Annotated in this window: 26 protein-coding genes and 1 pseudogene; 14 read left to right on the top strand and 13 right to left on the bottom strand. The window is 71.1% G+C overall.

Annotated features, from left to right (window positions below):
* Positions 1 to 67 precede the first annotated feature (67 nt).
* The 7 genes from KALB_RS07160 to KALB_RS43700 all read left to right on the top strand — a co-directional run bounded on the left by KALB_RS07160 (position 68) and on the right by KALB_RS43700 (position 7,035).
* Positions 68 to 871 (top strand): SAM-dependent methyltransferase, encoded by an 804-nt coding sequence (locus tag KALB_RS07160; protein ID WP_025355041.1) that lies wholly within the window; start codon positions 68 to 70, stop codon positions 869 to 871.
* Between the two features lie 37 nt (positions 872 to 908).
* Entirely contained in the window at positions 909 to 1,718 is an 810-nt protein-coding gene (locus tag KALB_RS07155; RefSeq protein WP_025355040.1) for an SAM-dependent methyltransferase, read from the top strand.
* A gap of 154 nt (positions 1,719 to 1,872) precedes the next feature.
* Complete coding sequence (locus KALB_RS07150; protein WP_025355039.1) at positions 1,873 to 3,951, top strand: putative bifunctional diguanylate cyclase/phosphodiesterase; 2,079 nt, start codon at positions 1,873 to 1,875, stop codon at positions 3,949 to 3,951.
* A 117-nt stretch (positions 3,952 to 4,068) separates the two neighbouring features.
* Entirely contained in the window at positions 4,069 to 4,419 is a 351-nt protein-coding gene (locus tag KALB_RS07145) for a hypothetical protein (RefSeq protein WP_025355038.1), read from the top strand.
* Complete coding sequence (locus tag KALB_RS43705; protein ID WP_025355037.1) at positions 4,416 to 4,949, top strand: DUF3558 family protein; 534 nt, start codon at positions 4,416 to 4,418, stop codon at positions 4,947 to 4,949. The genes KALB_RS07145 and KALB_RS43705 overlap by 4 nt, the downstream gene beginning before the upstream one ends.
* Before the next feature lie 19 nt (positions 4,950 to 4,968).
* The gene (locus KALB_RS07135) at positions 4,969 to 6,321 is read left to right on the top strand and encodes a hypothetical protein (protein ID WP_025355036.1); all 1,353 of its coding nucleotides are present in this window, start codon (positions 4,969 to 4,971) and stop codon (positions 6,319 to 6,321) included.
* Positions 6,322 to 7,035: an ESX secretion-associated protein EspG gene (locus tag KALB_RS43700; RefSeq protein ID WP_025355035.1), complete on the top strand. Its 714-nt coding sequence runs from the start codon at positions 6,322 to 6,324 to the stop codon at positions 7,033 to 7,035. It abuts the gene before it with no gap.
* On the opposite strand, the gene KALB_RS07125 is transcribed toward KALB_RS43700, so the two are convergent.
* Both KALB_RS07125 and KALB_RS46330 read right to left on the bottom strand, forming a co-directional pair.
* On the bottom strand, positions 7,019 to 8,260 hold the full coding sequence (locus KALB_RS07125; protein WP_052360435.1) for an MFS transporter: 1,242 nt from the start codon (positions 8,258 to 8,260) through the stop codon (positions 7,019 to 7,021). The genes KALB_RS43700 and KALB_RS07125 overlap by 17 nt on opposite strands.
* Complete coding sequence (locus tag KALB_RS46330; protein WP_030108256.1) at positions 8,257 to 9,057, bottom strand: hypothetical protein; 801 nt, start codon at positions 9,055 to 9,057, stop codon at positions 8,257 to 8,259. The genes KALB_RS07125 and KALB_RS46330 overlap by 4 nt, the downstream gene beginning before the upstream one ends.
* A gap of 93 nt (positions 9,058 to 9,150) precedes the next feature.
* Here KALB_RS46330 and KALB_RS07115 point away from each other — a divergent pair, with 93 nt between their 5' ends.
* Positions 9,151 to 9,615: an Lrp/AsnC family transcriptional regulator gene (locus KALB_RS07115; protein ID WP_030108257.1), complete on the top strand. Its 465-nt coding sequence runs from the start codon at positions 9,151 to 9,153 to the stop codon at positions 9,613 to 9,615.
* 27 nt (positions 9,616 to 9,642) lie between these two features.
* On the opposite strand, the gene KALB_RS07110 is transcribed toward KALB_RS07115, so the two are convergent.
* The gene (locus tag KALB_RS07110; RefSeq protein WP_025355033.1) at positions 9,643 to 10,545 is read right to left on the bottom strand and encodes a CHRD domain-containing protein; all 903 of its coding nucleotides are present in this window, start codon (positions 10,543 to 10,545) and stop codon (positions 9,643 to 9,645) included.
* Positions 10,546 to 10,655: 110 nt separating this feature from the next.
* Between KALB_RS07110 and KALB_RS07105 the strand changes: the two genes are divergently transcribed.
* Entirely contained in the window at positions 10,656 to 11,402 is a 747-nt protein-coding gene (locus KALB_RS07105; RefSeq protein WP_148309381.1) for a hypothetical protein, read from the top strand.
* Positions 11,399 to 11,611 (top strand): annotated as a pseudogene (locus KALB_RS50035) (GntR family transcriptional regulator); the annotation flags it as partial. The gene KALB_RS07105 and the pseudogene KALB_RS50035, both read left to right, overlap by 4 nt.
* Positions 11,612 to 11,621: 10 nt before the next feature.
* On the opposite strand, the gene erm reads toward KALB_RS50035, so the two are convergent.
* From erm to KALB_RS07090, 3 genes are all read right to left on the bottom strand, one after another.
* Complete coding sequence (erm, locus tag KALB_RS44795; RefSeq protein ID WP_025355030.1) at positions 11,622 to 12,506, bottom strand: 23S ribosomal RNA methyltransferase Erm; 885 nt, start codon at positions 12,504 to 12,506, stop codon at positions 11,622 to 11,624.
* A 200-nt stretch (positions 12,507 to 12,706) separates the two neighbouring features.
* Positions 12,707 to 13,837: a hypothetical protein gene (locus KALB_RS07095; protein ID WP_025355029.1), complete on the bottom strand. Its 1,131-nt coding sequence runs from the start codon at positions 13,835 to 13,837 to the stop codon at positions 12,707 to 12,709.
* 90 nt (positions 13,838 to 13,927) lie between these two features.
* Complete coding sequence (locus KALB_RS07090; RefSeq protein ID WP_025355028.1) at positions 13,928 to 15,109, bottom strand: cytochrome P450; 1,182 nt, start codon at positions 15,107 to 15,109, stop codon at positions 13,928 to 13,930.
* 86 nt (positions 15,110 to 15,195) lie between these two features.
* On the opposite strand from KALB_RS07090, the gene KALB_RS07085 reads away from it, so the two are divergent.
* Positions 15,196 to 15,813 carry a TetR/AcrR family transcriptional regulator gene (locus KALB_RS07085; protein ID WP_025355027.1) on the top strand — a complete coding sequence of 206 codons (618 nt, stop codon included), beginning with the start codon at positions 15,196 to 15,198 and terminating at the stop codon, positions 15,811 to 15,813.
* Positions 15,810 to 16,874 carry a DUF7847 domain-containing protein gene (locus KALB_RS07080; RefSeq protein WP_025355026.1) on the top strand — a complete coding sequence of 355 codons (1,065 nt, stop codon included), beginning with the start codon at positions 15,810 to 15,812 and terminating at the stop codon, positions 16,872 to 16,874. The genes KALB_RS07085 and KALB_RS07080 overlap by 4 nt, the downstream gene beginning before the upstream one ends.
* Position 16,875: 1 nt before the next feature.
* Here the strand turns inward: KALB_RS07080 and KALB_RS07075 are convergent, their stop codons facing one another.
* Positions 16,876 to 17,238 (bottom strand): effector-associated constant component EACC1, encoded by a 363-nt coding sequence (locus tag KALB_RS07075; RefSeq protein WP_025355025.1) that lies wholly within the window; start codon positions 17,236 to 17,238, stop codon positions 16,876 to 16,878.
* 171 nt (positions 17,239 to 17,409) lie between these two features.
* A complete protein-coding gene (locus KALB_RS07070; RefSeq protein ID WP_042221786.1) occupies positions 17,410 to 20,382 on the bottom strand; it encodes a glycine--tRNA ligase in 2,973 nt (990 codons plus the stop codon).
* 384 nt (positions 20,383 to 20,766) lie between these two features.
* Here KALB_RS07070 and KALB_RS07065 point away from each other — a divergent pair, with 384 nt between their 5' ends.
* Positions 20,767 to 21,243 carry a hypothetical protein gene (locus tag KALB_RS07065; protein WP_025355023.1) on the top strand — a complete coding sequence of 159 codons (477 nt, stop codon included), beginning with the start codon at positions 20,767 to 20,769 and terminating at the stop codon, positions 21,241 to 21,243.
* Positions 21,244 to 21,290: 47 nt separating this feature from the next.
* On the opposite strand, the gene KALB_RS07060 is transcribed toward KALB_RS07065, so the two are convergent.
* On the bottom strand, positions 21,291 to 22,046 hold the full coding sequence (locus tag KALB_RS07060) for an isocitrate lyase/PEP mutase family protein (RefSeq protein ID WP_025355022.1): 756 nt from the start codon (positions 22,044 to 22,046) through the stop codon (positions 21,291 to 21,293).
* Positions 22,046 to 22,519: a carboxymuconolactone decarboxylase family protein gene (locus tag KALB_RS07055; protein WP_025355021.1), complete on the bottom strand. Its 474-nt coding sequence runs from the start codon at positions 22,517 to 22,519 to the stop codon at positions 22,046 to 22,048. The genes KALB_RS07060 and KALB_RS07055 overlap by 1 nt, the downstream gene beginning before the upstream one ends.
* A 46-nt stretch (positions 22,520 to 22,565) precedes the next feature.
* On the opposite strand from KALB_RS07055, the gene pdxR reads away from it, so the two are divergent.
* The gene (gene pdxR, locus KALB_RS07050) at positions 22,566 to 23,963 is read left to right on the top strand and encodes a MocR-like pyridoxine biosynthesis transcription factor PdxR (RefSeq protein ID WP_025355020.1); all 1,398 of its coding nucleotides are present in this window, start codon (positions 22,566 to 22,568) and stop codon (positions 23,961 to 23,963) included.
* Positions 23,964 to 23,974: 11 nt separating this feature from the next.
* Here the strand turns inward: pdxR and KALB_RS46325 are convergent, their stop codons facing one another.
* The 3 genes from KALB_RS46325 to KALB_RS07040 all read right to left on the bottom strand — a co-directional run bounded on the left by KALB_RS46325 (position 23,975) and on the right by KALB_RS07040 (position 25,532).
* Positions 23,975 to 24,211: a hypothetical protein gene (locus tag KALB_RS46325; RefSeq protein WP_030108386.1), complete on the bottom strand. Its 237-nt coding sequence runs from the start codon at positions 24,209 to 24,211 to the stop codon at positions 23,975 to 23,977.
* Positions 24,212 to 24,303: 92 nt separating this feature from the next.
* Positions 24,304 to 24,963 carry a SecDF P1 head subdomain-containing protein gene (locus KALB_RS07045; RefSeq protein ID WP_148309380.1) on the bottom strand — a complete coding sequence of 220 codons (660 nt, stop codon included), beginning with the start codon at positions 24,961 to 24,963 and terminating at the stop codon, positions 24,304 to 24,306.
* An 89-nt stretch (positions 24,964 to 25,052) separates the two neighbouring features.
* Positions 25,053 to 25,532, bottom strand: a complete 480-nt coding sequence (locus tag KALB_RS07040) for a hypothetical protein (RefSeq protein ID WP_030108385.1) — start codon at positions 25,530 to 25,532, stop codon at positions 25,053 to 25,055.
* Positions 25,533 to 25,534: the final 2 nt, after the last annotated feature.

Genomic DNA, 25,534 nt, shown 5'->3' with positions numbered 1-25,534 from the left:
ATTCAAAAGATCACTACACTCTGCCGGGCACCACCCCACCGGCAACCACCGACCACCGAGGTGTGTTGTGCTCGACCACCACAGCTGGGCCCCGCACCACGTGGATCAGGAAAGGCCCAATGCGGCCCGGATCTACGACTACCTGCTCGGCGGCGCGTGCCACTCCGCGGTCGACCGGGTGCTGGCCCAGCAGCTGCTCGACGCGATGCCGCAGGCCCGGCACGTGGCCAGGGCGAACCGCGCCTTCCTGCGCAGGTCCGTGCGGTACATGGCCGAGCGCGGGGTACGCCAGTTCATCGACATCGGCGCCGGGGCGCCCACCGCGGGCAGCGTGCACGAGACGGCGCGGCGGTTCGGCCCCGGCAGCCGGGTGGTCTACGTGGACCAGGAGCCGATCGTGGTGGCCAGCACGCGGCTGGTGGTGGACGGGCAGGTCGGCGCGGAGGTCGTGCACGCCGACTTCCGGCAGCCCTACACGGTGCTCACCGCGCCCGCGGTGCGCGAACTGGACTTCAGCAGGCCGATCGGGCTGCTGCTGTGCGCGGTGCTGCACTACGTGCCCGACAGCGCCGGTCCCGCCGCGCTGCTGGCCCGCTACCGGGACGCGCTGCCGCCGGGCAGCCAGCTCGCGCTCTCGCACGCCACCGCCGAGGGCGTTTCCGGCGGTATTCACGAAGTGGCCCGCATCTACGCGGCGAACGCGGTTCCGCTGACCCTGCGCACGAAATCCGAGATCGGGCAGATCATCGCGGGTTTCGAACCGGTGGAGCCCGGTGTGGTGTACGTTCCGCATTGGCGTCCGGAATCACCGGAGGATCTCGTCGACAGCCCCGAGGTGGCGGTCTACGGTCTCGTCGCGGATCTGGGCTGACCCCACCGCACCATCGACACCAGGCAACGAGGTGATCGTGCTAGATCGACCGAGTTGGGCACCCAAGTACATAGACCTGGAGAAGCCGAGCGCGGCTCGTATCTACGATTACCTGCTGGGCGGGGCGTGCAATTCCGCCGCCGACCGGACGGTGGCCAAGGAGATCATGTCCGTGCTGCCCGAGGCGCGCAGGATCGCGCAGGACAACCGGGCCTTCCTGCGCCGGACGGTGACCTACCTGGTCAGCCAGGGTGTGCGGCAGTTCATCGACATCGGCTCCGGGGTGCCCACCGCGGGCAACGTGCACGAGATCGCGCAGCGGGCCGACCGGGAGTGCCGGGTGGTGTACGTGGACCACGACCCCATCGCCATCGCGCACGGTGAGCTGCTGCTGCGCGACAACGACCGCTCCTGCGCCTTCCTCGCCGACTTCCGCAGCCCCGACTCGGTGCTGCGCTCGCCGAAGACCACCAAGCTGATCGACTTCGGGCAGCCGGTCGCGCTGCTGATGTTCCTGCTGCTGCACTTCGTGCCGGACCAGGAGCACCCCGCGGCCCTGATCGCCCGCTACCGCCAGGCGCTGGCCCCCGGCAGCTACCTGGCCCTGTCCCACCCGACGCTGGAGGGCGTGACCGAGGGCGTGTTCACCGCCACGGACATCGTGCGCTCCAGCGTGGACGAGGTGTACCCGCGGGACGCGGCGCAGGTCCTGCGCCTGGCGGAGGGCTTCGAACCGGTGCCGCCCGGCCTGGTGTTCACCCAGCAGTGGCGGCCGGACGGCCCGCCCGAGGCGCGCCCGCCGGACGGGCCCGAGGTGGTCTACGGGCTGGTCGCACGCAAGTCCTGATCCCCCTTCGGCGTGGTCGCGCGCGGACCGAGCGGCCGGACTCACTAGACTGATCGGGGGGAACACCGGCTCGGAGCGAGGTGGCTGTGCGAGGACGTCCCTGCGGCGCGCGCCGTACCCGCATGCCCGCGCTCCGGCTCTGGTCACGGCGCCGATGACCGGTGCCGTGGAGGACCAGCTGCGCACGTTCGCCCAGCAGTGGGCCGCGGCGATCATCGACACCAGCTACGTACCGATGTCGCGCCGCGAGATCGAGGACTTCCTGTACGACCAGGCCGAGGCGCTGTGGCGGACCCTGCGGGGCGACCCGTTCGGCCCCGAGCCCGCCGCGGCCGTCGGCGCGGCGCTGGTCGGCGCGCACTTCACCGCCCCCGAGGCCCTGGGCAGGACCCTGCAACTGCTGGGCAGCTGGCTGATCAGGCCCGACGGGGACACCGACCGGGTGCTGCGCGTGCTGGGCACGCTCAGTTCCGGCTACTCCGAGGCGCTGCGCGAGCGGACCTTCGACGAGCAGGAGGTCATCAAGCAGGCCATGTGGATGGCCACCGACGTGGCCCAGCGGCGCTTGCAGGAGAGCGAGGCGCGCTTCCTCGCGGTGTTCGACTCGGCCGCGATGGGGCTGTCGATCGGGGACTTCGACGCCAACATCCTGGAGTCCAACCAGGCGCTGCAGAACCTGCTCGGCTACACCCGCGAGGAGCTGGGCAGGCTGACCGGCCCGGACATCGTGCACCCGGACGACATCCCCGACCTGCTGATGCGCTACGACCGGCTGTACCGGGGCGAGTTCGCCAGCTTCCGGGTACGCCAGCGGTTGCTGACCAAGGAGGGGGAGGTGCTCTGGGCCAACGTCACCATCTCCGCGATCCGCAACGCCGAGGGCGTGCCCACCTACCAGGTCGCGATGGTGGAGGACGCCACCGAGCTGTACTTCGCCAACCAGGCGATGGCCACGCTGGGCATGCACGACCCGCTGACCGGGCTGCCGACCAGGACCGCGTTCATGGCGAAGCTGGACAGCCTGCTGGGCAAGGTGGACCACCCCTCGCGGGTGGCGCTGTGCGTGTTCGGCATGGACGGCTTCGGCGCCATCACCGACGGGCTGGGCCCCGAGATCGGCGACGAGGTGCTGCTCAAGATCGGCACCAAGCTGAAGTACCACGCCGAGGACAACGGCATGCTCGCCGCGCGGCTGGGTGGGGACGAGTTCGCCCTGCTGGTGCCCGAGTCCGAGGGGACCAGGACGGTGACCCCGGTGGTGGACCAGGCGCTGCGGCTGATCAGCGAGCCGGTCACCGTGCTGGGGCACCGGCTGTCGGTGCACGCCAGCGCGGGCATCGTGGAACGCGCCGTGGGCTCGGAACTGCCCTCCCAGCTGCTGCGCGATGCCACCATGGCGCTGCACTGGGCCAAGCAGGGCGGCAAGGCGCAGTGGGAGCTGTTCGACGAGCAGCGCTGCGAGCAGGACCGCTCGGACCTGCAACTGACGCTCACCCTGCCCATCGCACTGGACAACGAGGAGTTCGTGCTCCAGTACCAGCCCGTCTACACGCTGTCCGGTGACCGGCTGCTGTTCGTCGAGGCGCAACTGCGCTGGGAGCACCCCGAGTTCGGCACGCTGCGGCCCGCCGAGTTCCTGCCGATGGCCGAGCGCACCGGGGTGGTGGTGCGCCTTGCCGAGTGGACCCTGTGGCAGGTGTGCCAGCAGGCCAGGGCCTGGCAGGACCGGTTCGGCGAGCGGGCACCCGTGGTGAGCCTGCGGCTGCCGACCCGGCAGGCCCGCGACCCCGACTTCCTGCCCAACGTGCTGCGCGTACTCACCGAAACGGGACTTCATGCGCGGTTGTTGCAACTGGAGTTCGGTTCCGACGCGCTGTCCACCGAATCCGATGCGCACGCCGACGACGTGGAGGTGCTCGCCGAACACGGCGTGCGATTCGCCGTTGACGGTTTTGACGGACGTGACCCCGGATTCGTCAACAGCATGCCGCTGCACGTACTCAAGAGCGGCAAGCTCATCGTCGAACCTGCCATGGGTGAGCGCGACCCGATCCGGGCGACCGTGGCGTCCAACCTCGTTTCCCTTGCACACCAGATGGATTTGACCGTCATCGCCGAGAATGTGTCCACTGTGGACGACGTGCGCTGGCTGAAGGAGATCGGTGCCGACGGCGGCCAGGGCCCCGCGCTGGGCGAGCCCCGGACGGCGCAGGACTTCGAATCCCTGATTTGAGGGACAACTACTTTTTCCCCCGACTGCGCACTTAAGTGCCGCTTCACCCAAATGCAGGTCCACGCGCCCTACGGCCGGTGCTAGCTTCACATTGAAGCAGCGACCTACGGGGGCATCGTGGCGCAGCAGGGGTTTGGCGACATCATCAGCGGGGGCTTTGCCGTGCACCCCGAGCTGGCACAACAGCTGAAAAACGTGATCACCAAGTCGATCGATCAGCTGGACAGCCAGCACGGCAAGGTCTGGGAGGTCCAGCAGCGGCCGCCACTGGGGACCAGCCCAGCGGGCCTGACAGTCTCCGGACACGACTACGAAGTGCTCGCCGGGCCGCAGTCCTTCCGCGACTACCTCACCGGGTTGCAGCGTGAGCTGTCCGCTCTGCTGCCCGCGCTCGACAAGGCCATGGCCGCCTACCGCGCCGCCGAGGAGCAGGGCACCCAGAACCTGAACCGAGCCGGTGGACGATGAGCCGCAAACTGGTCGCACTGTGCGCGGGCATCGCGGTGACCGCGGCCTCGGCGAGCGGGTGCAGTCAGGTCGTGCCCGGGGCCGCCGAGGCGGCCACACCGGGCAGGACCGCCCCTCCGCCCGCGGGACAGGACAAGGCCCGTGAGCTGACCGGCATCGACCCGTGCGGGCTGCTCACCGCGCAGGAGAGCGCGCAGTTCGGCAGTTCGACCCACGAACGCCAGGACTACGGTGGCGCCCACATCTGCCAGTGGTCCTTCCCCGGCAGTCACGCCCTGGACCTCGGCCTGGACGACCAGCGCGGGGTCAAGCAGCTCATCGTGGGCGAGGGCCGTCCCAGCACGATCACCGTCGGCCGCCACCAGGCCAGGCAGATCGCGGCCAACTTCGGTGACGGCAACTGCGTGGTCTCCCTGGCGATCACCGACTCCTCGCGGGTGGACGTGGTGGCCAACGCGAACGTGGACACTGCCAAGGCATGCGATCTGGCCCTGCGGACAGCCAAGATCGTGGAACCGAAGGTGCCGTGACGGGGATTGGGAACGGCTGATGGACGAGGACTCCAGATACGCCGAGGCGGTCGAGGCCGACTTCGACGCCGACGCACAACTGCCCAGGTGGGGCGGCGAGGAATCACCGCTGGCGCCGGGCCTGCAACGACGGGTGGACGCGGCACTCCGCGCCCAGGCCTACCTCGCGCGCAGGCGGGCGGAACGGGAACGAGACCTGGCGATGCGCACCCCGGTGTCGATGCCGGGGACGAACTACGCCAGCTACGAGCACGAAGACCTCAAGGCCATGGTCACCGAGAACATGGACCCGACGCAGGTCCACCACTTCGGACAGGTGTGCAACGAGGTAGGCGTCGTGTTGACCGACCTGCACGGCGAACTGGCCAAGGCAGTGGCCGCCAGCGCCAACTACTGGCAGGGCGAGGCAGCGGACCGGGCGCGCGCGGCCATCACGCGACTGGCTGACAGTGCACTGGAGAACGGGCACGCCGCGAAGTACGTGAGCGACAAGTTCGCCATGCAGGGCGAGGCCGCCGAGTTGGCGAAGAACGCCATGCCGGAAGTGGTGCAGTACAGCAATGCCGACGCACTGCGGGAGTTGCTGAGGGCGGACCCGTTCGAGATCGGCTCCACCGTGGCGGCCATCGAGCAGCGCTTCACCGCGAAGCAGAACGCCCGGCTGGAGGCGGCGCGGGTCATGTCCACAATGGAGGCCAGCCTGGGCGACAGCGTACGGGCCATGCCGCTGTTCCGGGCTCCCGAGCCCGCAGTGCAGGGCACGGGCGTCGTGGACCATTCCGGAACGACACCTGTTGTGCCGCAACCACAGCCCGTCCAGCCCAAGGTCACCGTGACCACCAGCGGAACAACTGAGCCACCGAGCAAATCCGTGCCCGACAGGTTATCGGAGCCAACGCCGAGCCAATTCCCAGTAACGACAACAGATACGCAAGGCTCCGAGGTTCCCGTCCCACCGGGAACCGCTGGCCTGCCGGGCACAACGGCACCGTCGAGCGCAGGATCCACCGGTCTGCCGACCACGATCGGACTGCCCGGCACGGCGGGCCTGCCCGGCAGCGGGACCGGTCTACCCGGTGCGACGGGCCTGCGCGGCGGCTCGACCGGCCGACCCGGCAGTACGGTCGGCCGACCCGGCGGCACCGGCTTACCGGGCTCGGTGACGGGCCGCCCCGGCGCCACCGCCCGGCCTGGGGCCGCGACCGGACCTGGCGGTGCGGCGGGACGGGACGGACTGCTGCCGCCGGTGGACAAGTCCAAGCGGGAACAGGATGGTGAGCACCGGCAGGCGCAGTTCCTCAAGCAGGAGCACGACGAGTTCTGGTTCGACGGCGTGCCGAGCACCGCGCCCCCGGTGATCGGCGAGGACTGAGTGGAGTCGTTCCGCCTGCACCTGACCGCGGTGGACCTGCTGTGGGAGCAGGCCGGGCTGGGTGCTCACCCGTTCCCGCTGGAGATCCCGTCCGCCGGGGCCGATCTGGCCCAGCGGGCGGTGATCCGCGAGCGGGTGTGGCGCGAGCTGGCCGAGCGCGAACTGCTGGACGGGCGAAGACGGGTCCTGCCCGAACTGGCGGACTCGCTGGCGCTGCTGGCCGGTGGCGAGCTGGCCGTGTCGACGATCGCGCTGCTCGACGTGTCCTCCGGGGAGCAGTTGGCGGCCCGTGCGGTGGCCGGGGCCGGGCGCGCGGTGCACGCGGTGCTGCGGGAGGACTGGCTCGTGCTGGACCAGATCCCGGTCGAGGACCTGGTGGACCGCGCTGTCGCGGCGATCCCGGACAACCGGGCCGCCCCCAACGGGGTGCTGACCGTGTCCCAGTCGGCCGGGCACGAGGACTTCCTGGAACCGGTCTCGGCGCGGTCCCACCGGCACCTGCTGCGCGGGGTCCGCAGCCGGGTCGGGCGGTTCGCGGTGCACGGCAGGCCGGACGGCCGCGGCTGGCGCGGCGGCGGCCCGCTGGGCTGGTTCGACGTGGCCGCGGGCCGCTACCGCTACGAGGTCCGGCACGGGCAGGGCACGGTGTTCACCCCGACCGACAGCGCGGGCATCACCCGGCGGCTGTGCCAGCTGCTCAGCGACCTGCGCTGAGCGAGGGCACCGGCAGCGGGGTGACCGGCGCGGCGGGCACCAGGGAGCGCAGGCTGAACCCAATCGCCAGGCAGCCCAGGGTCAGCGCCGCGGTGAACCCGGTGACGGCGAGCCAGCCGCCGCCGCTGAAGGCCAGGCCGCCGACCGAACCGCCCACGCTGCTGCCCAGGTAGTAGCAGAGCAGGTAGGCGGCGGAGGCCTGCGCGCGGTTGGCCTGCGCCCGCGCACCGACCCAGCCGCTGGCCACGGTGTGCGCGGCGAAGAAGCCCGCGGTGAGCACGAGCAGGCCGATCACCAGCAGCACCAGGTTGTCCGACAGCAGCAGCCCGAGCCCGGCGAGCATCACCACCGTGGTCAGCCAGAACACCTTGCGCCGCCCGAAGCGATCCACCAGCCGGCCCGCGGCCGGTGAGGAGGCGGTGCCCGCCAGGTAGGCCACCGAGATCAGGCCGACCACTGCCTGCGACAGCCAGAACGGGGCGCCCAGCAGTCGGAAGCCGAGGAAGTTGTAGATCGTGACGAAGCAGGCCATCAGCAGGAACCCGATGGTGTACAGCCTGCGCAGCCCGGAGTCGGCGACACTGCCCGCCACGCCACGGGCCAGCGCGCCCAGTCGCAGCGGCGCACGCCGGAAGTTGCCCGAGGCGGGGACCGCCAGCCGGAACAGCACCGCGCAGCCCAGGGAGACCAGTCCGACGGTGGCCAGCGCCCAGCGCCAGCCCGCGACATCGGTGACCAGCCCGGTGATCACCCGGCCGCCCATGCCGCCGATGCTGTTGCCCCCGACGTAGAGGCCCATGGCGAAACCGAGCGAGCCTCGGTGCACCTCCTCGGAGAGATAGGCCATGGCCACCGCGGGCAGCCCGGCCAGCGCGATGCCCTGCAGGCCGCGTGCCACCAGTAGCACGGGGAACGAGGGGCTCAGCGCCACCACGAGTTGCAGCGCCGCGGAGCAGAACAGGGAGGCCGTCATCACCGGGATCCGGCCCCATGCCTCGGACAGCGAGCTGAGCGGCAGGATCGCCAGTGCCAGCGTGCCGGTGCACACCGACACGGCGAGGCTGGCCTCGGCCGGGGTCAGCCGGTAGTCCTGGGCGAACAGCGGGAGCAGGGGTTGGGTGCAGTAGAGCACCATGAACGTGGCGAGCCCGGCGGCGAACAGGGCGAGTGCGATCCGCCGGAATTCCGGGCTGCCACGTCGATGCGCCTGGTCGGACGTGGTCATGAACGGGAAGCTAGTTCCGGCCGGGTCATGCGTCCAATACATGAACCAGCCGCTTTCGATCCACTGGTGAATGGCCCGACCAGCAGGTGAGCGAGCACCGTCACGACCAGCGCGAGCCCGAAGGCCCAGGCCGTGCCGAGTGCGGGCAAGGCGAGCAGCACCGTGAGGAAGAACACCGCCCCGGAGAACGCCGAGGTGACCGCGGCGCGCAGCACACCGAGCGCGGCGCTGGGTCCGACGCCCCGGTGCGTGCAGATCGTGAGCAGGCTGACGAAGACGGGGAACGGCGCGATCAGCCCGGCGACACGCGAACCCAGCAGCGCCGCCGACTCCGTGATCAGCAGCAGGAAGCTGACGGCCACCAGCACCCTGGCGACCAGTTCCCAGGCAGGGCCGGTGGGCAGGGTCTCGTCGGCGGGCACCAGCGGCCAGGCGAGCAGCGCCGTGGACAGACCGAGCGGAACCAGGGCCACGAGCAGGACGAGCGGCAGTTCCACCAGGTGCAGGGCGAGCGCGGTGATCGCGAAGCAGCAGCAGGCCACGCCCAGCGCGAGCGGCCAACCGTGGCGGGCCCCGGTGCGGGCGTAGCCGAGGCAGAACGCGGCCACGCACAGTTGGCCGCCCAGGGTGGCGGTGGCCGTGCGCACTGCGAACTCGGGGCCCTCGTCCAGGGTGAGCGCGAGCAGCAGCGGGGCGGAGGTGAGCGGCAGGCCGACCAGGCCCCAGCGACGCTGCACGAGTGAGGCGAGCACGATCAGGGTGGGGGTCAGCAGGAACTTCAGCAGCAACGAACCCATGACCTCGACCCTCTCAACGAAGCCGCCGAGAGTGGCGCGGAATTCTCAGCAGGCAAGCGCTTGCGGCTGCGCTAATCGCAGTAGAGTGCCGGAATGACCGTGAATCTTGACGCGGTGGACCGGGAGATCCTCACCGTGCTGCTGCACGAGGGCCGGATCACCTACCAGGACCTGGGCCGGTCGGTGCGGCTGAGCTCGAACGCCGCGGCCGACCGGGTACGGCGGATGGCCCGCGAGGGCGTGATCCGCGGCTACCGGGCGGACCTGGACTTCGCCGCGCTGGGCCGCCCGCTGGTGATGCTCAGCGATGTGCGCCTGCGCGACGGGGTGTCCGGGGCCGAGTTCGAGCGCGGGCTGCTGGGCTTCCCGCAGATCTTCTCCGCGGCGCACGTCACCGGGGAGTACGACTACCAGTTGCGCATGGCCTGTGTGGACACCGCCGAGTTCGAGGACCTGATCGACCAGCTCAAGCGCGAGCACGGGGTACGCGAACTGCGCAGCCGCCTGGTGCTGCGACAGATCCCACTGGACCCCGCGCGCGGGCTGGAACTGCCGTGACCGGGCCGCGCACCTGACCCCGTGCTTTCAGAAGCCGGGCAGATCCGAGTCGGCCTCGTCCACGTCGTAGAGCTGTCCGCGCACCGCACCGCCCGGGAACTCCGCGTTGTGCAGGTTCACGTAGTACTGCTCGGGCGAGTTCTCGATGCCGTGCGCGATGGCCTCGGGCACGCCGGTCACCGAGCCCGCCAGCCCGGTGATCGAGCCGGGTAAGCCGTTGGGCGCGGCGAACAGGTCGACCACCACGCCACCGTCGACCCCTGGGCCACCCTTGTGGATGTGCCCCTTGGTGGGCTGCCCGACGCCCGACCAGGTCAGCGAGTAGCGGACCGCGCCGCCCTCGGCGTCGAACTGCGCGGTGGCCCCGCCGTCCGGATCGCCCCCGGCCAGTTCCTGGTCCCCGCCGCCCTGCGCGGCGATCGATCCCACGCGCAGCACCTTGGCGAGGTCCACGGGGTGCTCCAGCCTGCGGAACTGGCCCCGCAGCGCCCCACTCGGGAACTCCGCGGTGTGCAGGTTCGCGTAGTGGCCCGCGGGATCGGTGCGCAGCGAGGTCAGCAGCGCCTTGTCCGGCACGGTGACGTGGCCGAGCACGGCGGTCACCCCGCTGGGGATGCCCGCACCGAAGAACGGCACCTCCACCGCCCCGTTGACCCCCTTGGCGCCCAGGTGCACGTGGCCCGCGGTGGGCGCGGTGACGCCGGTCCACTGGATCGCGTAGGAGACCTGGTCGCCCTGCACGCGCAGCACCGCCACGCCGCGTCCCCGCTTCGCCGCGGCGGGGACCTCGTTGGCGCCGCTGAGCTCGGCGGCCAGGTAGACCGCACCGGTGTCCCGCGGTGGGGTGCCCGCCCGCGCGGCGGTACCGGCCCCCACCACCAGACCGGCGGCCATGACCAGGCTGAACAGCGTCCTCGTGCGCTTCGACATCGTCTGTGGCCTCACTGTCGGTGGACTTGCCTCCCCTGACACGGCCCGGGTGCCGGGCCGGTTCACCTTGACTTTGTACCACGCTTTGTCTTAGATTGGCGACACAGTGCATGACACAAACGGGGGTCACCATGGGATACGCCAAGCAGTTCCGGAACAGGTACGGAGACGGGGACCTTGGCCCGCCCGAACTGCTGGCGAGCAGGCTGCGGGTGCGCCAGTGGACGCAGAACGCCTCGCTCGCGGTGTTCTCCGCGGTCCTGATCGTCTACGTCCTGTTGCGGGTGCCCGGTCGATCCGAACCGGACGATGTCATCTGGATGGCACTGCTCACGGCCGGGCTCGCGCTGCCCGCGTGGCTGGCGCTGATCGTGCAGCGCCTTGCCGAGCGGCGCATCGCGCGCGGCCTGGACCAGCGCGTTGCCCGCGAGACCGCGGTGAGCGTGTCCGCGGTGCTCGGCCGGTGGAGCGTGGCCTGCTGGCTGGCCACCTATCCGCTCGGTGTGGTGCTCGGGGTGCTGGCCGCGGTGTTCGCGCCCACCGCCGCCGACCGGTCGCTGGGCGTGGTGCTGCTGATCGCCGTGCTCGCGCTCGGCGCGCTGAGCGTGGCGGTGGGAGTGGACGTGACCCGGCGCCCCGCGATAGCGGTGGACGCGGGGTCGTTACGCGCTGACGACCTGTTCCGGACCGAGGACCTGCGCATGGCCGCGTTCCCCTACCCGCTGCTGATCGCCGCGGTCGCCGCGGTGAACTCGGCGAACCTGATGCCGCTGCTCGCCTGGTCGGCACTGCTGCTCCTGCTCACGGGCGCGGCCGCGATCAGCTGGCGGACACGGGGTACGGTCCCCCAGCGATGATCCGACTCGACACCACCTCACCCGTGCCGCCCTACGAACAGGTGCGGTCCCAGCTGGCGGCCCAGATCACCGACCGCGTACTGGCCGTGGGCACCCGCCTGCCCACGGTGCGCAAGCTCGCCGCCGACCTCGGGCTGGCCGTGAACACCGTGGCCAGGGCGTACCGGGAACTGGAGGAAGCGGGGCTGGTCCGCACCGAGGGCAGGGCGGGCACCTTCGTCAGCCCGGCGGGCGACCGCGGCCGGGCGCGCGCCGAGCAGGCCGCCCAGGTGTACGCGAGCAAGGCACTGGAACTGGGCCTGTCCCCGGAGGAGGCGCTGGAGATCGTGCGGGCCGCACTGGCCCACCGCTGATCCGCCACAGCCCGGCCCACTGGGCAGCGGTGAGGTCCCTGGGCAGGGCCTGCGGCGGCAGGTGCTCCGCGCGCAGCCAGTCCCGCAGGGCACGGCGCTCGACCCGTCCTGTCCTGGCCAGGACCTCATGCAGACCGCGACCTCGCCCGGTGAACACGGCCCGCACGAACTCCTGGTACGGCGCGCGGTCGGCCACGAGCGAGGTGGGACGCCGGGTCATGGTGAGCAGGCCACCGTCCACTGAGGGCTCAGGCCGGAACGCGCGAGCCGGAACCCGTTGGTGCAGCGCGAACTCGTACCAGGGCCACCAGCTGGCGGTCAGCAGGCTCGCCCCGCCCACACCGGCACGTCGGCGGGCGACCTCCCACTGCACCAACAGGATCGCGGACTGCCAGTGCTCGGCGGCGAGCAGCCGTTTGAGCACGGCGGTGGTGAGGTGGAAGGGCAGGTTGCCCACGACCACGTGCTGGTGGCGCGGAAACCGGTACCGCAACACGTCCTCGGTGAGCACGGTGACGTGCTCCGGTACACGCCGACCGAGGCGTCGCGCGCGCCTCGGGTCGAGTTCGACCGCGGTCAGGGCACGCCCCGAGCGGCTCAGCGGCAGGGTGAGGGCACCGTCTCCGGGGCCGATCTCCACGATCGGTCCGGTGGTGGTGGCGACCAGCGCCTCGATCGCGCCGATCACCGACCGGTCGACGAGGAAGTTCTGGCCGAGTTCGTGAGGTCCACCCGGGAAGGAGGAAGGCATGGCTGTGCTCCGCAAGGAATCGTCGGAGCCGGGCAGCGCGAACAGGCCGCACCGGCACAGGACCGAGATGCGGCGGAGCTGGTACGAGAGGAGGTCAGTCCGCCGCTACGCGCAGCGGAGCCGCACGTAGTACGCAGCGAACATGCAGGAACACATGGGTGGGCACGGTAACAACGAGCATGCCGCCGTGCCAGCGGTTTTCAGCCCGCCCAGGAACCGGCGACGATCGTGCACAACACACTGATCTGCACCGAGGCACCCAACATCAGCGCGGCGACGGTGGCCGGGCGCCAGGAGGGCCTGCGCTCCCACAACACCCCCAGCGCCACGTACATGCCCAGGCAGGGCACCAGGTCGCGGTGCACCGACACCACGTCGCTGTTCACCGCGACCACAACGAAGGAGGCGAGGCCGAACACGGCGAGCGGCACACCGGCGCTGCCCAGCGCACTGATCAGGTACACCGAGGCGACGGCCAGCAGCACCAGCCCGGCCAGGGGCACCACCTCCTCGCCGAAGCCCTGCCAGTGCCCGGCAGCGAACACCTCCCACGCGGAGCCGAGCTGGCGGCCCACCATGCCCAGGGCGTCCCCTGTGGACAGCGCGAGCCAAGCGGCGTATCCGGCGAATCCCAGGAAGCTCACCGGGAACCACAGCAGCCGCCGACTCAACAGGGCACGGGGCCGCCACCCGCACGCACGCCAGAACTCCAGGAAGCACAGGACCACGAACAGGACCGCGGTCAGCCGACAGGCGGTGAGCGGGATCAGGCACAGCGCCATCCGCGCCCACTGCCCGCGCAGGGCGAACAGGTAGGCCCAGAAGCCCAGGGCCACGAACAGCGCCTCGCTGGAGAACATGTGCAGGAAGAACGCACCCGGCACGGTCAGCAGACCGGCCACCACCAGCCACGGGGTGGCGGGCTGGGTGCAGAACCCGCGGGCGATCCGCAGCAGGGCGAGCACCGCGAGCCAGGTCGCCACCGTGTTCAGCAGCCAGGCCGCACCGAGCGCGTCGACCTGCCCCAGGCCCAGCAGGCGCACCAGGTCCACGCACAGCGGGAACAACGGGTAGAACGCCGAGATCCGCGGATCGCCCTGGTAGCCCTGGGTCAGGATGCGGTTGAACCACTCCGAGTCCCCGCGGAAGGTGTGGCCGAGCAGCCCGTCGACCAGCCAGTTGGCCGCGGCGGACCGGCCGGTGCCGGGGTCGAGCAACGCACCGCACAGGGTCATCGCCACCTGCCACAGCAGGACCACGGCCAGCACTTGCAAGTGGTCATCGCGCTGCACCGCGGGGGCCGCCGCGCGGCGGGGAGCCAGGATGTCCACGGCGCCCAGCTTCGCGGCGGCCCAGGTGAGGTCACCTCAGCCTGACGGCCGTTATCCGGCCCGGGTATCAGCCGATCGGCCGATACCGCCTCACCAGGCGACCGGTACCGAGACCAGCCCGCCGCCGAGCCTGCCGGTGCGCAGCTCCAGTTGGTCCACCGGCACGGCCAGCCGCAGGGTGGGGAACCGGCGCAGCAGTGCGGCGAACACCACCTGCAGCTCAATGCGAGCCAGGCTCGCACCGATGCAGTAGCGCGCCCCGTGCCCGAAGGCCAGGTGCTGGTTGCTCGCCCGGCCCGCGTCGAAGCGGGTGGGCTCGGGGAACGCCTGTGCGTCGTGGTTGGCGCCACCGATGCTGAGCAGCACTGCCTCGCCCGCCGCGATGGTCACGTCACCGACCTGGATGTCCTCGCGGGCGTACCGGGGCAGGCCACCGACACCGTTGCTGCTGCGGCGCAGCACCTCCTCCACGGTGGCCGCCAGCTCCGAGTCCCCGCGCAGTGCGGCCTCACGCTGGTCAGGGTTACTCAGCAGCAGCACGGTGCCGAAGTCGATGCGCACCAGGGTGGTCTCGTGCCCGGCGAACAGCAGCCCGGCGCCGAGAGCGGCCAGGTCCCTGTCGGCGACCTTGTCCCCGTGCGCGGCGATCAGGTCGGAGAGCAGGTCGTCACCGGGCTGGGTGCGCTTGCCCGCGATCAGCCCGGCCATGTACTCGACGAGCCCCTGCCAGGCGGTGGCCGAGGACTGGGCGTTGACGGTGTCGGCAGCGGCATCGGACAGCGCGCGGAACTCGGCCCGGTCGGCGTAGGGCACACCGAGCAGTTCGCAGATCACCAGCACGGGCAGCGGCTCGGCCAGTTCGGTGTGCAGGTCCACCGGCGGTTGCTTGGCCTGCATGGCGTCGAGCAGGTCCTCGACCAGGCGCTCGATCAGCGGGCGCATCGCGCGCATCCGGCGCGGGGAGAAGGCGGGCACCAGCATCGCCCGCATCGCGGCGTGGTCGTGGTCCTCGGTGTCGTAGTCCCCGCTGGCCCCGCCCAGGATCGCCGAGTTGGTGACCTTGGCCGCTTTCTCGGGTCGCGGATGCGAGCGCCCCAGCCGTTCGTCGGCGAACAGGGCCTTGACGTCCTCGTACCTGCTGACCAGCCAGGCCTCGTCGCCGGCCATGGTGCGCACCCGGCTGATCGGCGCGTTGTCCTGCAACCGCAACAACTCCGGTGGCAGGTCGAGCACGCCCGTGGTGGCGAACGGCAGGGACGGAAGGTCGGTCATGACTACCCCCTGGAGGTGAACCCCGATTTGTATACGCACGAATATACTCACCCGTGTCAACATGATAAGCCTGATAGGACGTACCCATGACCGAGCCGCACGGGGCGCGCCTGCCAAGGGCACAGCGCAGGGAGCAGATCCTCAGCGCGGCGACCAGGGCCTTCGCCAGAACCGGGTTCGCGGGCACCAGCCTGGACGACGTGGCACGGGAGGCCGGGATCAGCCGGATGATCGTGTACCGGCACTTCGACAGCAAGGCGGAGCTCTACCTGAGCGCGCTGGAACGCGTCGGCGAGCGGCTGCGGGAGGCCACCTACTCCCCCGAGTACACCATGGACAGCCTGCGCGGCCTGCTGCGTGCCGCGGGCGAGGACCCGGACGGGTTCCGGCTGCTGTTCCGGCACGCCGTGCGCGAACCGGAGTTCCGCGAACGGACCGAGCAGGCGCGCACCCGCATGTCCGAGGTGGCGCTGACCGCGGTGGCCGGGGAGATCAGCGACCCGCTGTGGGCCCGCTGGGCGGCCGGGTTCCTGCCGGTGGCGGTGATCGAGGCGGTGCTCGCCTGGCTGGACACCGGCCAGCCCGACCCCGGCGGCATGGCCGATCGCATCGCCACGGTCACAGCCGGGGTGATCGCCGCGGCCCGTCCGGTACCACGTGGCACGATGTGGTTCGACTGCTCAGACGAGGGAGATCAGCGGTGACCGAACCGCAGCCGTTCCAGTTCTACCAGGCGCCGGAGCCGGGCTGGCAGCACCAGCAGGCGGCCAAGCCGGGCACCATCCCGCTGCGCCCGCTGAGCGTCAGTGACATCCTCGGCGGCGCCGTGGCCACGATCCGCGGCAACTGGCAGGTCATGTTCCTGGTGCCGCTCGTGGTCGGCGTGGTCCTGCAGGCCGCGCAGATCCCGATCCTGCTCAGCTTCGCCACGGACTTCCCGAAGTTCGCGCCCACCGGCAACAGCCGCGCGGACAGCGCGCGGGTCGCCGAGCAGCTGGGCAGCTTCCTGTTGTCCTTCCTCGGCAAGATGGGGCTCTCGCTCGGCCTGGCCGCGGTGTTCAACCTGCTGCTGCTCGGCGTGCTGACCGTGACCGCCTGCCGGGCCGTGCTCGGTCAGAAGCTGAGCCTGCCGGAGGCGCTCAAGGCCGCGGGCCCGCGCTACCTGCCGCTGATCGGCCTGCTCGTGGTGATCGGCCTGATGCAGTCACTGGCCTTCGTCGTGCCCACCGGGATCGGCGTGCTGCTCGCCGCCTCCACACACAACCTGGGCGGCATCGCGTTCGTGTTCCTGTTCGCCCTGCTCGGCTTCGGCCTGTGGGCCTGGCTGTACGTGACCTTCGTGTTCGCGCCGACCGCCCTGCTGCTGGAGCCGCAGCCGATCGGTCGCGCCCTGTCGCGCTCCCGCTGGCTGGTGCGCGGGCAGTGGTGGCGGGTGTTCGGCGTCCTCGTGCTGGCCAACCTGATCGCGGGCGCGGTGGGCTACGTCGCCCAGCTGCCGGTGAGCGCGATCCAGGCGCTCACCATGACCACCTCGATCTCCGCGCGGATGAACCCCGACCCCGCAGTGCTCATGCAGCAGGCGATGAACCCGTCGGTGCTGATCGCCAGCGCGATCGTGGGCGCCGTGGTGGTCGCGCTGACCACCCCGTTCGTGATCTCGGTGAACGTGCTGCTCTACCACGACCAGCGCATCCGCAGTGAGCGCTTCGACATCCCGCTCGCGCAGATGACCGGGGTCGCACCGCCCCCGGTGCAGCCCCAGTAGCTCAGTCCTCGCCGGCGGCGCGGAAGAACGCCTCGATCACCTTGGCGTTGTCCGCGTCGTTGGCGCCGATGATCTCCAGGGAGCGCTTGCCCTCGCGCACGGTGATCCGCCGCGTGCTGCCGCGCCGCACCCAGTCCCGCAGCACGCGGCCCAACTGGATCAGCACGGGGGACCCGGTCACCGCGACGATCACCGTGTCGATGCCCGCCGGGTCCACCGCCCGGGTGCCCGCCGGTGCCCCTTCCGGGTCGGCGGCGAACTCCACCCGGTCCACGTCGAGGTGCAGCAGTTCCTCGCGGAGCAGGCGGACCTGCTCGTCCACCTCGTCGGGATCCCCGTGCAAGGTCAGCGAAACAGAGGTCACACCCCGACCCTATCCCCGCGAGTCCCGCCGTGGGGCACGCGAGTCCCGCCCACCAGCGCACGAATCCCGCCCAGCCGCACACGAATCCCGCTCACCGGCGCACGAATCCCGCTCACCGGCGCACGAATCCCGTGTTGCCGGGGACAGTTCGCCCCGGCAACACGGCAGCGACTACAGCGCGCGCCAGTCCAGCACGCCCTCGGCGAGCGAGTCGATCGTGGCCAGCAGACCGAGCCGGGCCCGGCGCAGCTGCTCGTCCTCGGCCATCACCAGCACGGCCTCGAAGAAGGCGTTCACCGGCGCGGCGAGTTCCCCGGCCACGGACAGGAACTCGGCCAGTCCGCCGGTGGCCCCGTCCAGCTGGGAACTGACCTTGCTCAGCACCTCGTGCAGCGCCAGCTCGGCGGGCTCGACCAGCTTGCCGGGGTCGTACTCGGAGTGCGTGCCAGCGGGCACGATGCGGCGCACCCGCTGGAGGGCGGCGGCCAGCTCGACGAATTCCGGGTCCTGCGCGCGACGGGTCAGCTCGGCGAGAGTGGTGTCGGCAGCGGCCGGGGTCTCGGCCAGCGGCAGCACCGCCTGCACGAGCCGGTGCTCGTGGCCGGCGTCGAGCAGGGACTGCTCGTAGCGGCGCACGCTGAACTCCAGCGCGTCGGCCAGCGCCGAGTCGGGCACCTCCACGCCCTGCTCGGTGACCTGCCGCGCCGCGGCGGCCAGGCCGCGGCTGAGCGTGACGGCGCCGAGCGCGGGGAAGGCCCGCAGGATGCCGACCACGCCGAGCGCGGCCCGCCGCAGGCCGAACGGGTCGGAGGAGCCGGTCGGGTTGGCGCCCACCGCGAACAGGCCCGCGAGCAGATCCAGCCGGTCGGCCAGGGCGAGCAGGGCACCCGCCGGGCTGGCGGGCAGCGCGTCCCCGGCGCTGCGGGGCTGCTCCATCTCGGCCAGGGCCTGGGCCACCTCGGGGGTCTCGCCCGCGCGCAGGGCGTACTCGCGCGCCATGGTGCCCGCCAGGCTGGACAGCTCGATGACCATCTTCGTGGCCAGGTCGAACTTGGCCAGGGCGCCCGCGCGGTCCAGGGTGGTGCGGTCGCCGCCGTCCAGGCCCACCACGTCGGCGAGCTCGGCGGCGACACCTGCGATGCGGTGCGCCCGGTCGGCGACCGAGCCGAGCCGCTCCTCGAAGGTGAGCTTGTCCAGGCCCGTCTTGTGCTGCTCGGGGCTGATCTTCAGGTCGGCCCGCCAGAAGAACGCGGCGTCCTCGTAGCGGGCGCGCAGCACGGACTCGTTGCCCGCACGGACCAGGTCCTGGTCGCAGTCCCCGTTGGCCACCGTGACGAAGTGCGGCAGCAGTTGCCCGTCGCGGCGGACCGGCAGGTAGCGCTGGTGCTTGCGCATGACGGTGGTGAGGATCTGCGTGGGCAGCTCCAGGTAGTCGGCGGCGAACCCGCCGAGGATCGCCGTCGGCCGCTCGACCAGGTTGGTGACCTCGTCCAGCAGGGCCGACTCGGCCGCGAAGTCCACGGTGCCGTCCACGCCCGCGGCCAGCTCGGTGGCCGCGGCGATGATCTGCTCGCGGCGCTGGGCGGCGTCGGCGACGATGCCGTGCCCGGCGAGGAACTCCAGGTAGCCGTCGGCGGAGGGCACCTGCACCTCGGGGGCCTGCGCGGTGCGGTACACGCGGGTGACCCGGCCGCTGGACAGCGAGGACACAGCCACCGGCACGACGGTCTCGCCGAGCAGGGCGACCAGCCAGCGCACCGGGCGGGTGAACGACAGCCCCGCGTCGCACCAGCGCATGTTCTTCTCGGCGCGCAGTTCGCCGACCAGCTGGGCGAGCAGCTCGCTGAGCACCTCGACGGCGCCGCGGCCCACATCGGTCTTCACCACGCCGACGTGCTGCACGCCGTCCACCTCGATGCGCAGCAGCTCGGCGGGGTCGACGCCCTGGCCGCGCGCGAAACCCTGCGCGGCCTTGGTCGGCACGCCCTCGGCGTCGAAGGCGGCGGTGACGCGCGGACCGCGCACGGTGCGCTCGGCGTCGGGCTCACGCGGCTGCACCTGGTCCACGACCAGGACGATGCGGCGCGGGGTGGCGTGCACGCTGACCTCGCCGTGCCCGAGCCGGGTGGCGGCCAGCTTGCCGGCGAGGGCCTCGCGCACCGCCTCGGCACTGCGGCTGACCTCGGCGTGCGGCATCTCCTCGACGCCGATCTCGAACAGCAGGGTGGCGGCGGTGTCGACCACCGGCAGTTGCGCGGGCAGCACGGCGGCGGCGGGCGGCTGGGCAACGCCGAGCTGGTGGCCCAGTTCCTCGCGGCGCTCGGTCCAGAGCTGGGCGGCCTGCCTGGTCAGCGTGCGCATCTGCGCGAACGCCTTGGCCCGCTCGGTGGTGCTGATCGCACCGCGCGCGTCGAGCACGTTGAAGGCGTGGCTGCACTTGAGCACGTACACGTACGCGGGCACCGGCAGCCGGGTCTCGATCATCCGGCGGGCCTCGGCGGCGTAGGTGTCGAACAGCAGCTTGTTGGCCTCGATGTCGGCGTCGTCGAGGTAGTACCGGCTCATCTCGTACTCGGACTGGCCGAACACCTCGCCGTAGGTGATTCCCGGGGCGTAGGCGATGTCCTTGAAGTGGGACACGCCCTGCAGGGCCATCAGGATGCGCTCGACCCCGTAGGTGATCTCCACCGAGACCGGGTCCAGGGTCATGCCGCCGACCTGCTGGAAGTAGGTGAACTGGGTGATCTCCAGTCCGTCCAGCCACACCTCCCAGCCCAGGCCCCAGGAGCCCAGCGCGGGCTGCGCCCAGTTGTCCTCCACGAACCGGATGTCGTGGGCGTGGATGTCCACCCCGAGCGCCTCCAGGCTGCCCAGGTACAGCTCCTGCGGGTTGCCCGGGTCCGGCTTGAGGATCACCTGGAACTGGGTGTGCATCTGCAGCCGGTTCGGGTTCTCCCCGTAGCGCGCGTCGTCCGGGCGCACACTGGGCTCCACGTAGCCCACGTGCCACGGCTCCGGACCCAGCACCCGCAGCGTGGTCGCAGGGTTGGCCGTACCGGCCCCGACCTCGGTGTTGAACGGCTGCACGACCATGCAGCCCCGGTCGGTCCAGTACTTCTGCAACGCGAGCAGCGCGTCCTGCATCGTCAACACGGGTGACCCTCTTGCCGTCCGTCACGAGCACTTGAGCTGGCGAAATCCACCACCAGGAGTGACCTCGATCCTAGGCTCCCCACGCGGTCGGACCGCCCTCGGGTGCGGGGGCCAGCACCGCGGCCGACCGGACATCCGGTCATCTCCCCGCCACCACAATTCACAGGTAACGGCTCACACGAACAGCCGTAGCGATCCGAACCCGGGCGGGTATCTAATCTGCACCGGCACGGGCACGTTGTGCAGAAATCCGGAACAATGCGCAATCGCCGACCGGACGTACGTTTCCCCACGTCTCCGGAATCAGCCCACTGCGCATATCGTCCTCGTCGATGTCCGTCGAACAAGGGAATTGATATGACCAGTAGCAGATCCATGGCAGCCCTGGTCGCGCTCATCACCTGCGGCCTGCTGTCGCCGACCGGGGCCGCGGCCTCGGCGACACCCGGGCAAGCCACTGCGCCACCTGCGGGAACGACCTACACGGCACGGGACTTCAGGAGCCAGCTACCGCCGCTGCCCTTCACGCTCGGCGGTGTCGGCGTGGCCAACGCCAACCTCTTCAACGCCGCGAACCAGCGCGTGGGCAACCTGTACCAGCAGTGCACCGTGGTCGAGACGAATCGAAACAGGACGACCTTGTTGTGCTCGATCTACCTGCGACTGCGCGATGGGGACATCGCGACCCAGGAAGTCGCCGACAGCAGCCTGCTGACGCCCGGACCAACCACCGTTGCCACCACCGGAGCAATAATCGGCGGCACCGGCGACAATTACCGGAACCTCCGGGGAGACGTCGCGATCTCGTCCAGCGTGGCGGGCAGCCTCACCCTCGTATTGAATCCGGTCTAGTCGGAACGGGTAGCCGGGGACTGGTTCCCGGCTACCCGCCCGAGTGCTCAGCGCAGCTCCGCCAGCCTGGCCCGCACGGCCTCCTGCGCGGCGCGCATCAGCCCGGTGGCAAGGCTGATCCGTGCCACCCCGAGTTCGGCGAGCTCGGCAGGGGGCGGGGCGATGGCACGCAGCGTGACGTTCACCGGGCAGTCCACGGCGGTCACGAACTCCCCGATCATCGCCCGGTCCGCGAGCAGGATCGGGTACACGCAGTCCGCCCCGGCGTCGCGGTAGCGCTTGGCGCGCTCCACCCCGTCGGTGAACTGCTCCCGGGTCGGGCCGTCCTCGGTCGTGTCGTGGAACACGTCCACCCGTGCGTTGATCACTACCGGCACGCCCGCGGCCTCGGCGGCCTCGCGGATGCCCGCGATGCGCACCGCCTGCGCCGCAGGGTCGCGCAGCCCGCCGTTGCCGTGGTCGGTGTCCTCGAAGTTGAGGCCGACCGCCCCCGCCTCCAGCAGACCGGCCACCAGTTCGTCGGCGGCCAGTCCGTAGCCGGACTCCAGGTCGGCGGTTACCGGCAGGTCCACCGCGCGGGCGATGCGCCGCACCGCGGCGAGCATCTGCACCGCCGGGGTCTGCTCCCCGTCGGCGAATCCCAGGCTCTGCGAGATCGAGTGGCTCGTGGTGGCCACGACCGGGAACCCGGCCTCGGCCACCAGCCGGGCGGTGGCCGCGTCCCAGGCGTTGGGCAGCAGCAGCGGGTCGCCGGGCCGGTGCAGCTCACGCAGGGTCTTGGCGTGGGCGGCGAGCCCGGTCATCAGGCCTCCTCGGCGGGCGGCTGCAGCCGGGTGCTGACCCCGATCCGGTTCCAGGCGTTGATGGTGGCGATCAGCAGCAGCAGGTTGGACAGCTCCTCCGGGGAGAAGTGCTTCTCCGCCTCGGCCCACACCTGGTCGGACACCCCGCCCTGGGAGACCAGGGTGACGGCCTCGGTCAGCTCCAGCGCGGCGCACTCGCGCGCGGTGTAGAAGGAGACCTCGCGGAAGGCGGGCAGCGCGTAGATGCGTCGCTCGGACTCCCCGGCCTTGCGGGCCTCGGTGGTGTGCATGTCGATGCAGAACCCGCAGCTGTTCAGCTGCGACGCACGGATCTTGACCAGTTCGGCCAGCTTGGGGTCCACCCCGTCGTGGACCGTCTTGTTCAGCAGCAGCAACGCCCGGTACGCGGAGGGCGCCTCCTTGGCGACGTTGAGCCGGGGCACGTGGGTCACGATCTGATCTGAGGAACTCACGAGTCGACCGTAGTCAGGATCTGGTCCATTCGTATGATCCAGCTTGATGGCGAATTCGTGGACCAGTGGCGGGCTGGAGCTGCACCTGGACCTGGACCCCGGTCTGGGCCGCCGGGTGGCGCTGGAGCGTGCGCTGCGCGAGGCGATCCGCTCCGGCCGGTTGACCGCGGGCGCGCAGCTGCCCTCCTCCCGGGCGCTGGCCCAGGACCTCGGGCTGGCCAGGGGCACCGTCGTGCAGGCGTACGAGCAGTTGCTCGCCGAGGGCTACCTGCTGAGCACCTCGCGGACCAGCACCGAGGTGGCGCCCGTGCCCGGTACGCCGCCCAGCCCGCCCGAGCCCGGCAAGCAGCGCGGGCAGGCACTGCACAACCTGGAGCCCGGCACGCCCGACGTCAGCGGCTTTCCCCGCACGCAGTGGGCCTCGGCGCTGCGGCACGCCGTGGCCACCGTGCCGGACGAGGACCTGCGCTACGGCGACCCGCGCGGGCACCCGGCACTGCGCCGTGCGCTGGCCGCCTACCTGGCCCGGGTGCGCGGGGTGCGGGTCAGCGAGCAGCAGTTGATCATCTGCTCGGGCTTCGCCCAGGGACTCGGGCTGGTGAGCGGGGCGCTGCGGGCACAGGGCGCGTCCACGATGGCCGTGGAGAACTACGGCCTGCGGTTCCACTACGAGATCGTCGAGGGCACCGGCCTGCGACTGCTGCCGGTGCCGATGGACGCCGACGGGCTCGTGGTCGAGCAGTTGCCCGCGGCCGACGGCGTGCTCGTCACGCCCTCGCACCAGATGCCCTCCGGCACGACCCTGCACCCGGCGCGACGCACGGCCCTGGTCGAGTGGGCGCGGGAACGCGGGGCGCTGGTGATCGAGGACGACTACGACGGAGAGTTCCGCTACGACCGCCAGCCGATCGGCGCCGTGCAGGGCCTCGCGCCGGAACAGGTCGTGTACGCCGGGACCGCCAGCAAGTCACTGGCACCGGCGATCCGGCTGGCCTGGCTGGCGGTGCCACACCGGCTGGTCGAGCCGATCGTGGCCGCGCGCAAGCTCGCCGAGCGGCACTGCCCCACCTTCGACCAGGTGGCGCTCGCGCACCTGCTCGACAGCGGCGGGCTCGACCGGCACCTGCGCCGGATGCGCGCGCACTACCGCAAGCGCCGTGACCTGTTGCTCGACGCACTGCGCGAGCGCGTGCCCCAGGTGCGGCCCACCGGAATCGCCGCCGGGCTGCACGTCACCCTGCTGCTGCCCGAGCAGGGTCCCGACCAGCGCGAGGTGGCTCGAATCCTGGCCGCGCGCGGGGTCGCCACGCACCCGTTGTCGTTCTACTCGCGACAGCCAATGGCCGAGCAGGGCTTGGTCATCGGCTACGCGACGCCCGCGGGCCACGCGTTCCAGCCCGCCGTCCGTGCACTGGTCGACGGCCTGTCCTCGGTCTACGACTGAAACAGCTCAGCTCATTCCGGATCCAGCAAGGTGCTTACGTCGGCTGGGATCTCGGCGAACTCGGCCGCCAGACCCAATTCCTCCAGGAGCTGCTCGAACAGCGGGGTGTCGGCCAGTGGTGCATTGGTAGGTGTGCTCATGGGCCAAGCGTTGCACATACCCCTGACAAGTGCGGTGCGGTTGATCGAGTTCAGTGCCAACCGGTCGCGCTGGGCCGCTGTTTCGGGCAACGACACCAGCGCTGGCACCGAATTCGTCAACGCAGAGTAGAAATGCCGACACCCTCTGGTGGTGTGGCGCGCCCAACCGTGATCGAGCCCAACCGTGATCGAGCAGACAGTCAGTGGTTGTTCAGCGCATCGGCCAGGTCCTGGGCGTCCTGCTCGGTGAAGTTGCCGCTGATCCGGGTCGCGCCGTTGATCCGCCCATTGATCATCGGCGCGGTCAGTACCTGGCCGTCCACAGTGAACGCGACCTGTTCGTTGAGGTGCTTGCCCGTGTACTGGGCCCAGGTCGCGGACGCGGCCGGGGTGAACTCCACCGTGATGACCCACTGGTCGGCCTGCTCGTCCCTGCTGGCCACCGCGGACTGGATCGCCTTGCCGTCCAGGAAGGTGGGGCCGAGCAGGTACTCGTACTTGTGCGTGGTGTCACAGGTGGCCAGTGGCAGGCCGGGATCGTCCTTGCCCGCCAGCGGATCGGGCTTGGCGCAGTCCACGGCGGCGAACGCCTTGGCGGCCAGTCCGGGCTGGGTGGCCAGTGCCGGGTCCTGGCGGATCGCCTTGGCGGCGTTGACATCCGACGGCGCGTCAGGGGCGGCCGACGCGGGAACGGACCGGGGCCCACCGGTCTGCGGGTCGCTCAGCACCGGGCGCATGTGCAACACCACGTGCCGCGTCGAGTGCGGCCGGGTAGTGGTGGGCACCGCAACGGGTGTCCCGGACTGACAACCGGCCACGCAGGCCAGCAGGGCAACGCCGAGGCAGAGACCGATTCTCACCAGTGGACCTTAGGGGTCGGCAGCCGACGTTGTCCTGGGGTTTCAGCAACCCCAGGCCGGGACTCGCGCTCCCCTGAGCGGGACTCGCGTCACCGAGAGCGGGACTCGCGCTTGGTGCGGTACTGGGCGTTGGTGGCGGGCAGCCACTGGAGGACCAGGGCGGCGAGCAGGGCGGCGGCCGAGAGCACGCCGAGGGTCTTGAGCAGGCCGGGGCCGAGGTCGGCGAGGTCGCGCAGGGCCAGCACGATCGCGGCCACGGCGAACACGGCGAGCCCGATCCGGGCCCAGCCCTGCCAGAGCCACACGAGCACGGTGGCGACCAGCGCGAAGCAGCCGAGCCCGAGCCACAACGTGGCGCGGCCGAAGAACAGGGTGTACGCGTCGTTGAGGAAGTCCTCGGGGTTGAGGACCCCGGTGCCGTCCAACTGCACGTCGATGAACTCGGCGATGACCGGGCGCAGCAGCTCCCGGCCGTCGGCGAGCACGAGCACGCCCCAGGCCAGCGCGGCGAGTGAGCCGAGCAGACCCAGGGCGCAGGCGACGGTCAGCAGCACGCCACGGGAAGCCATGG

The sequence above is a fragment of the Kutzneria viridogrisea DSM 43870 genome (assembly GCF_000525635.1).
In the GTDB taxonomy this organism is placed as follows: domain Bacteria; phylum Actinomycetota; class Actinomycetes; order Mycobacteriales; family Pseudonocardiaceae; genus Kutzneria; species Kutzneria viridogrisea.
The sequence above is the reverse complement of the archived record's forward strand: the minus strand, read 5'-3'. Positions and strand labels throughout refer to the sequence as shown.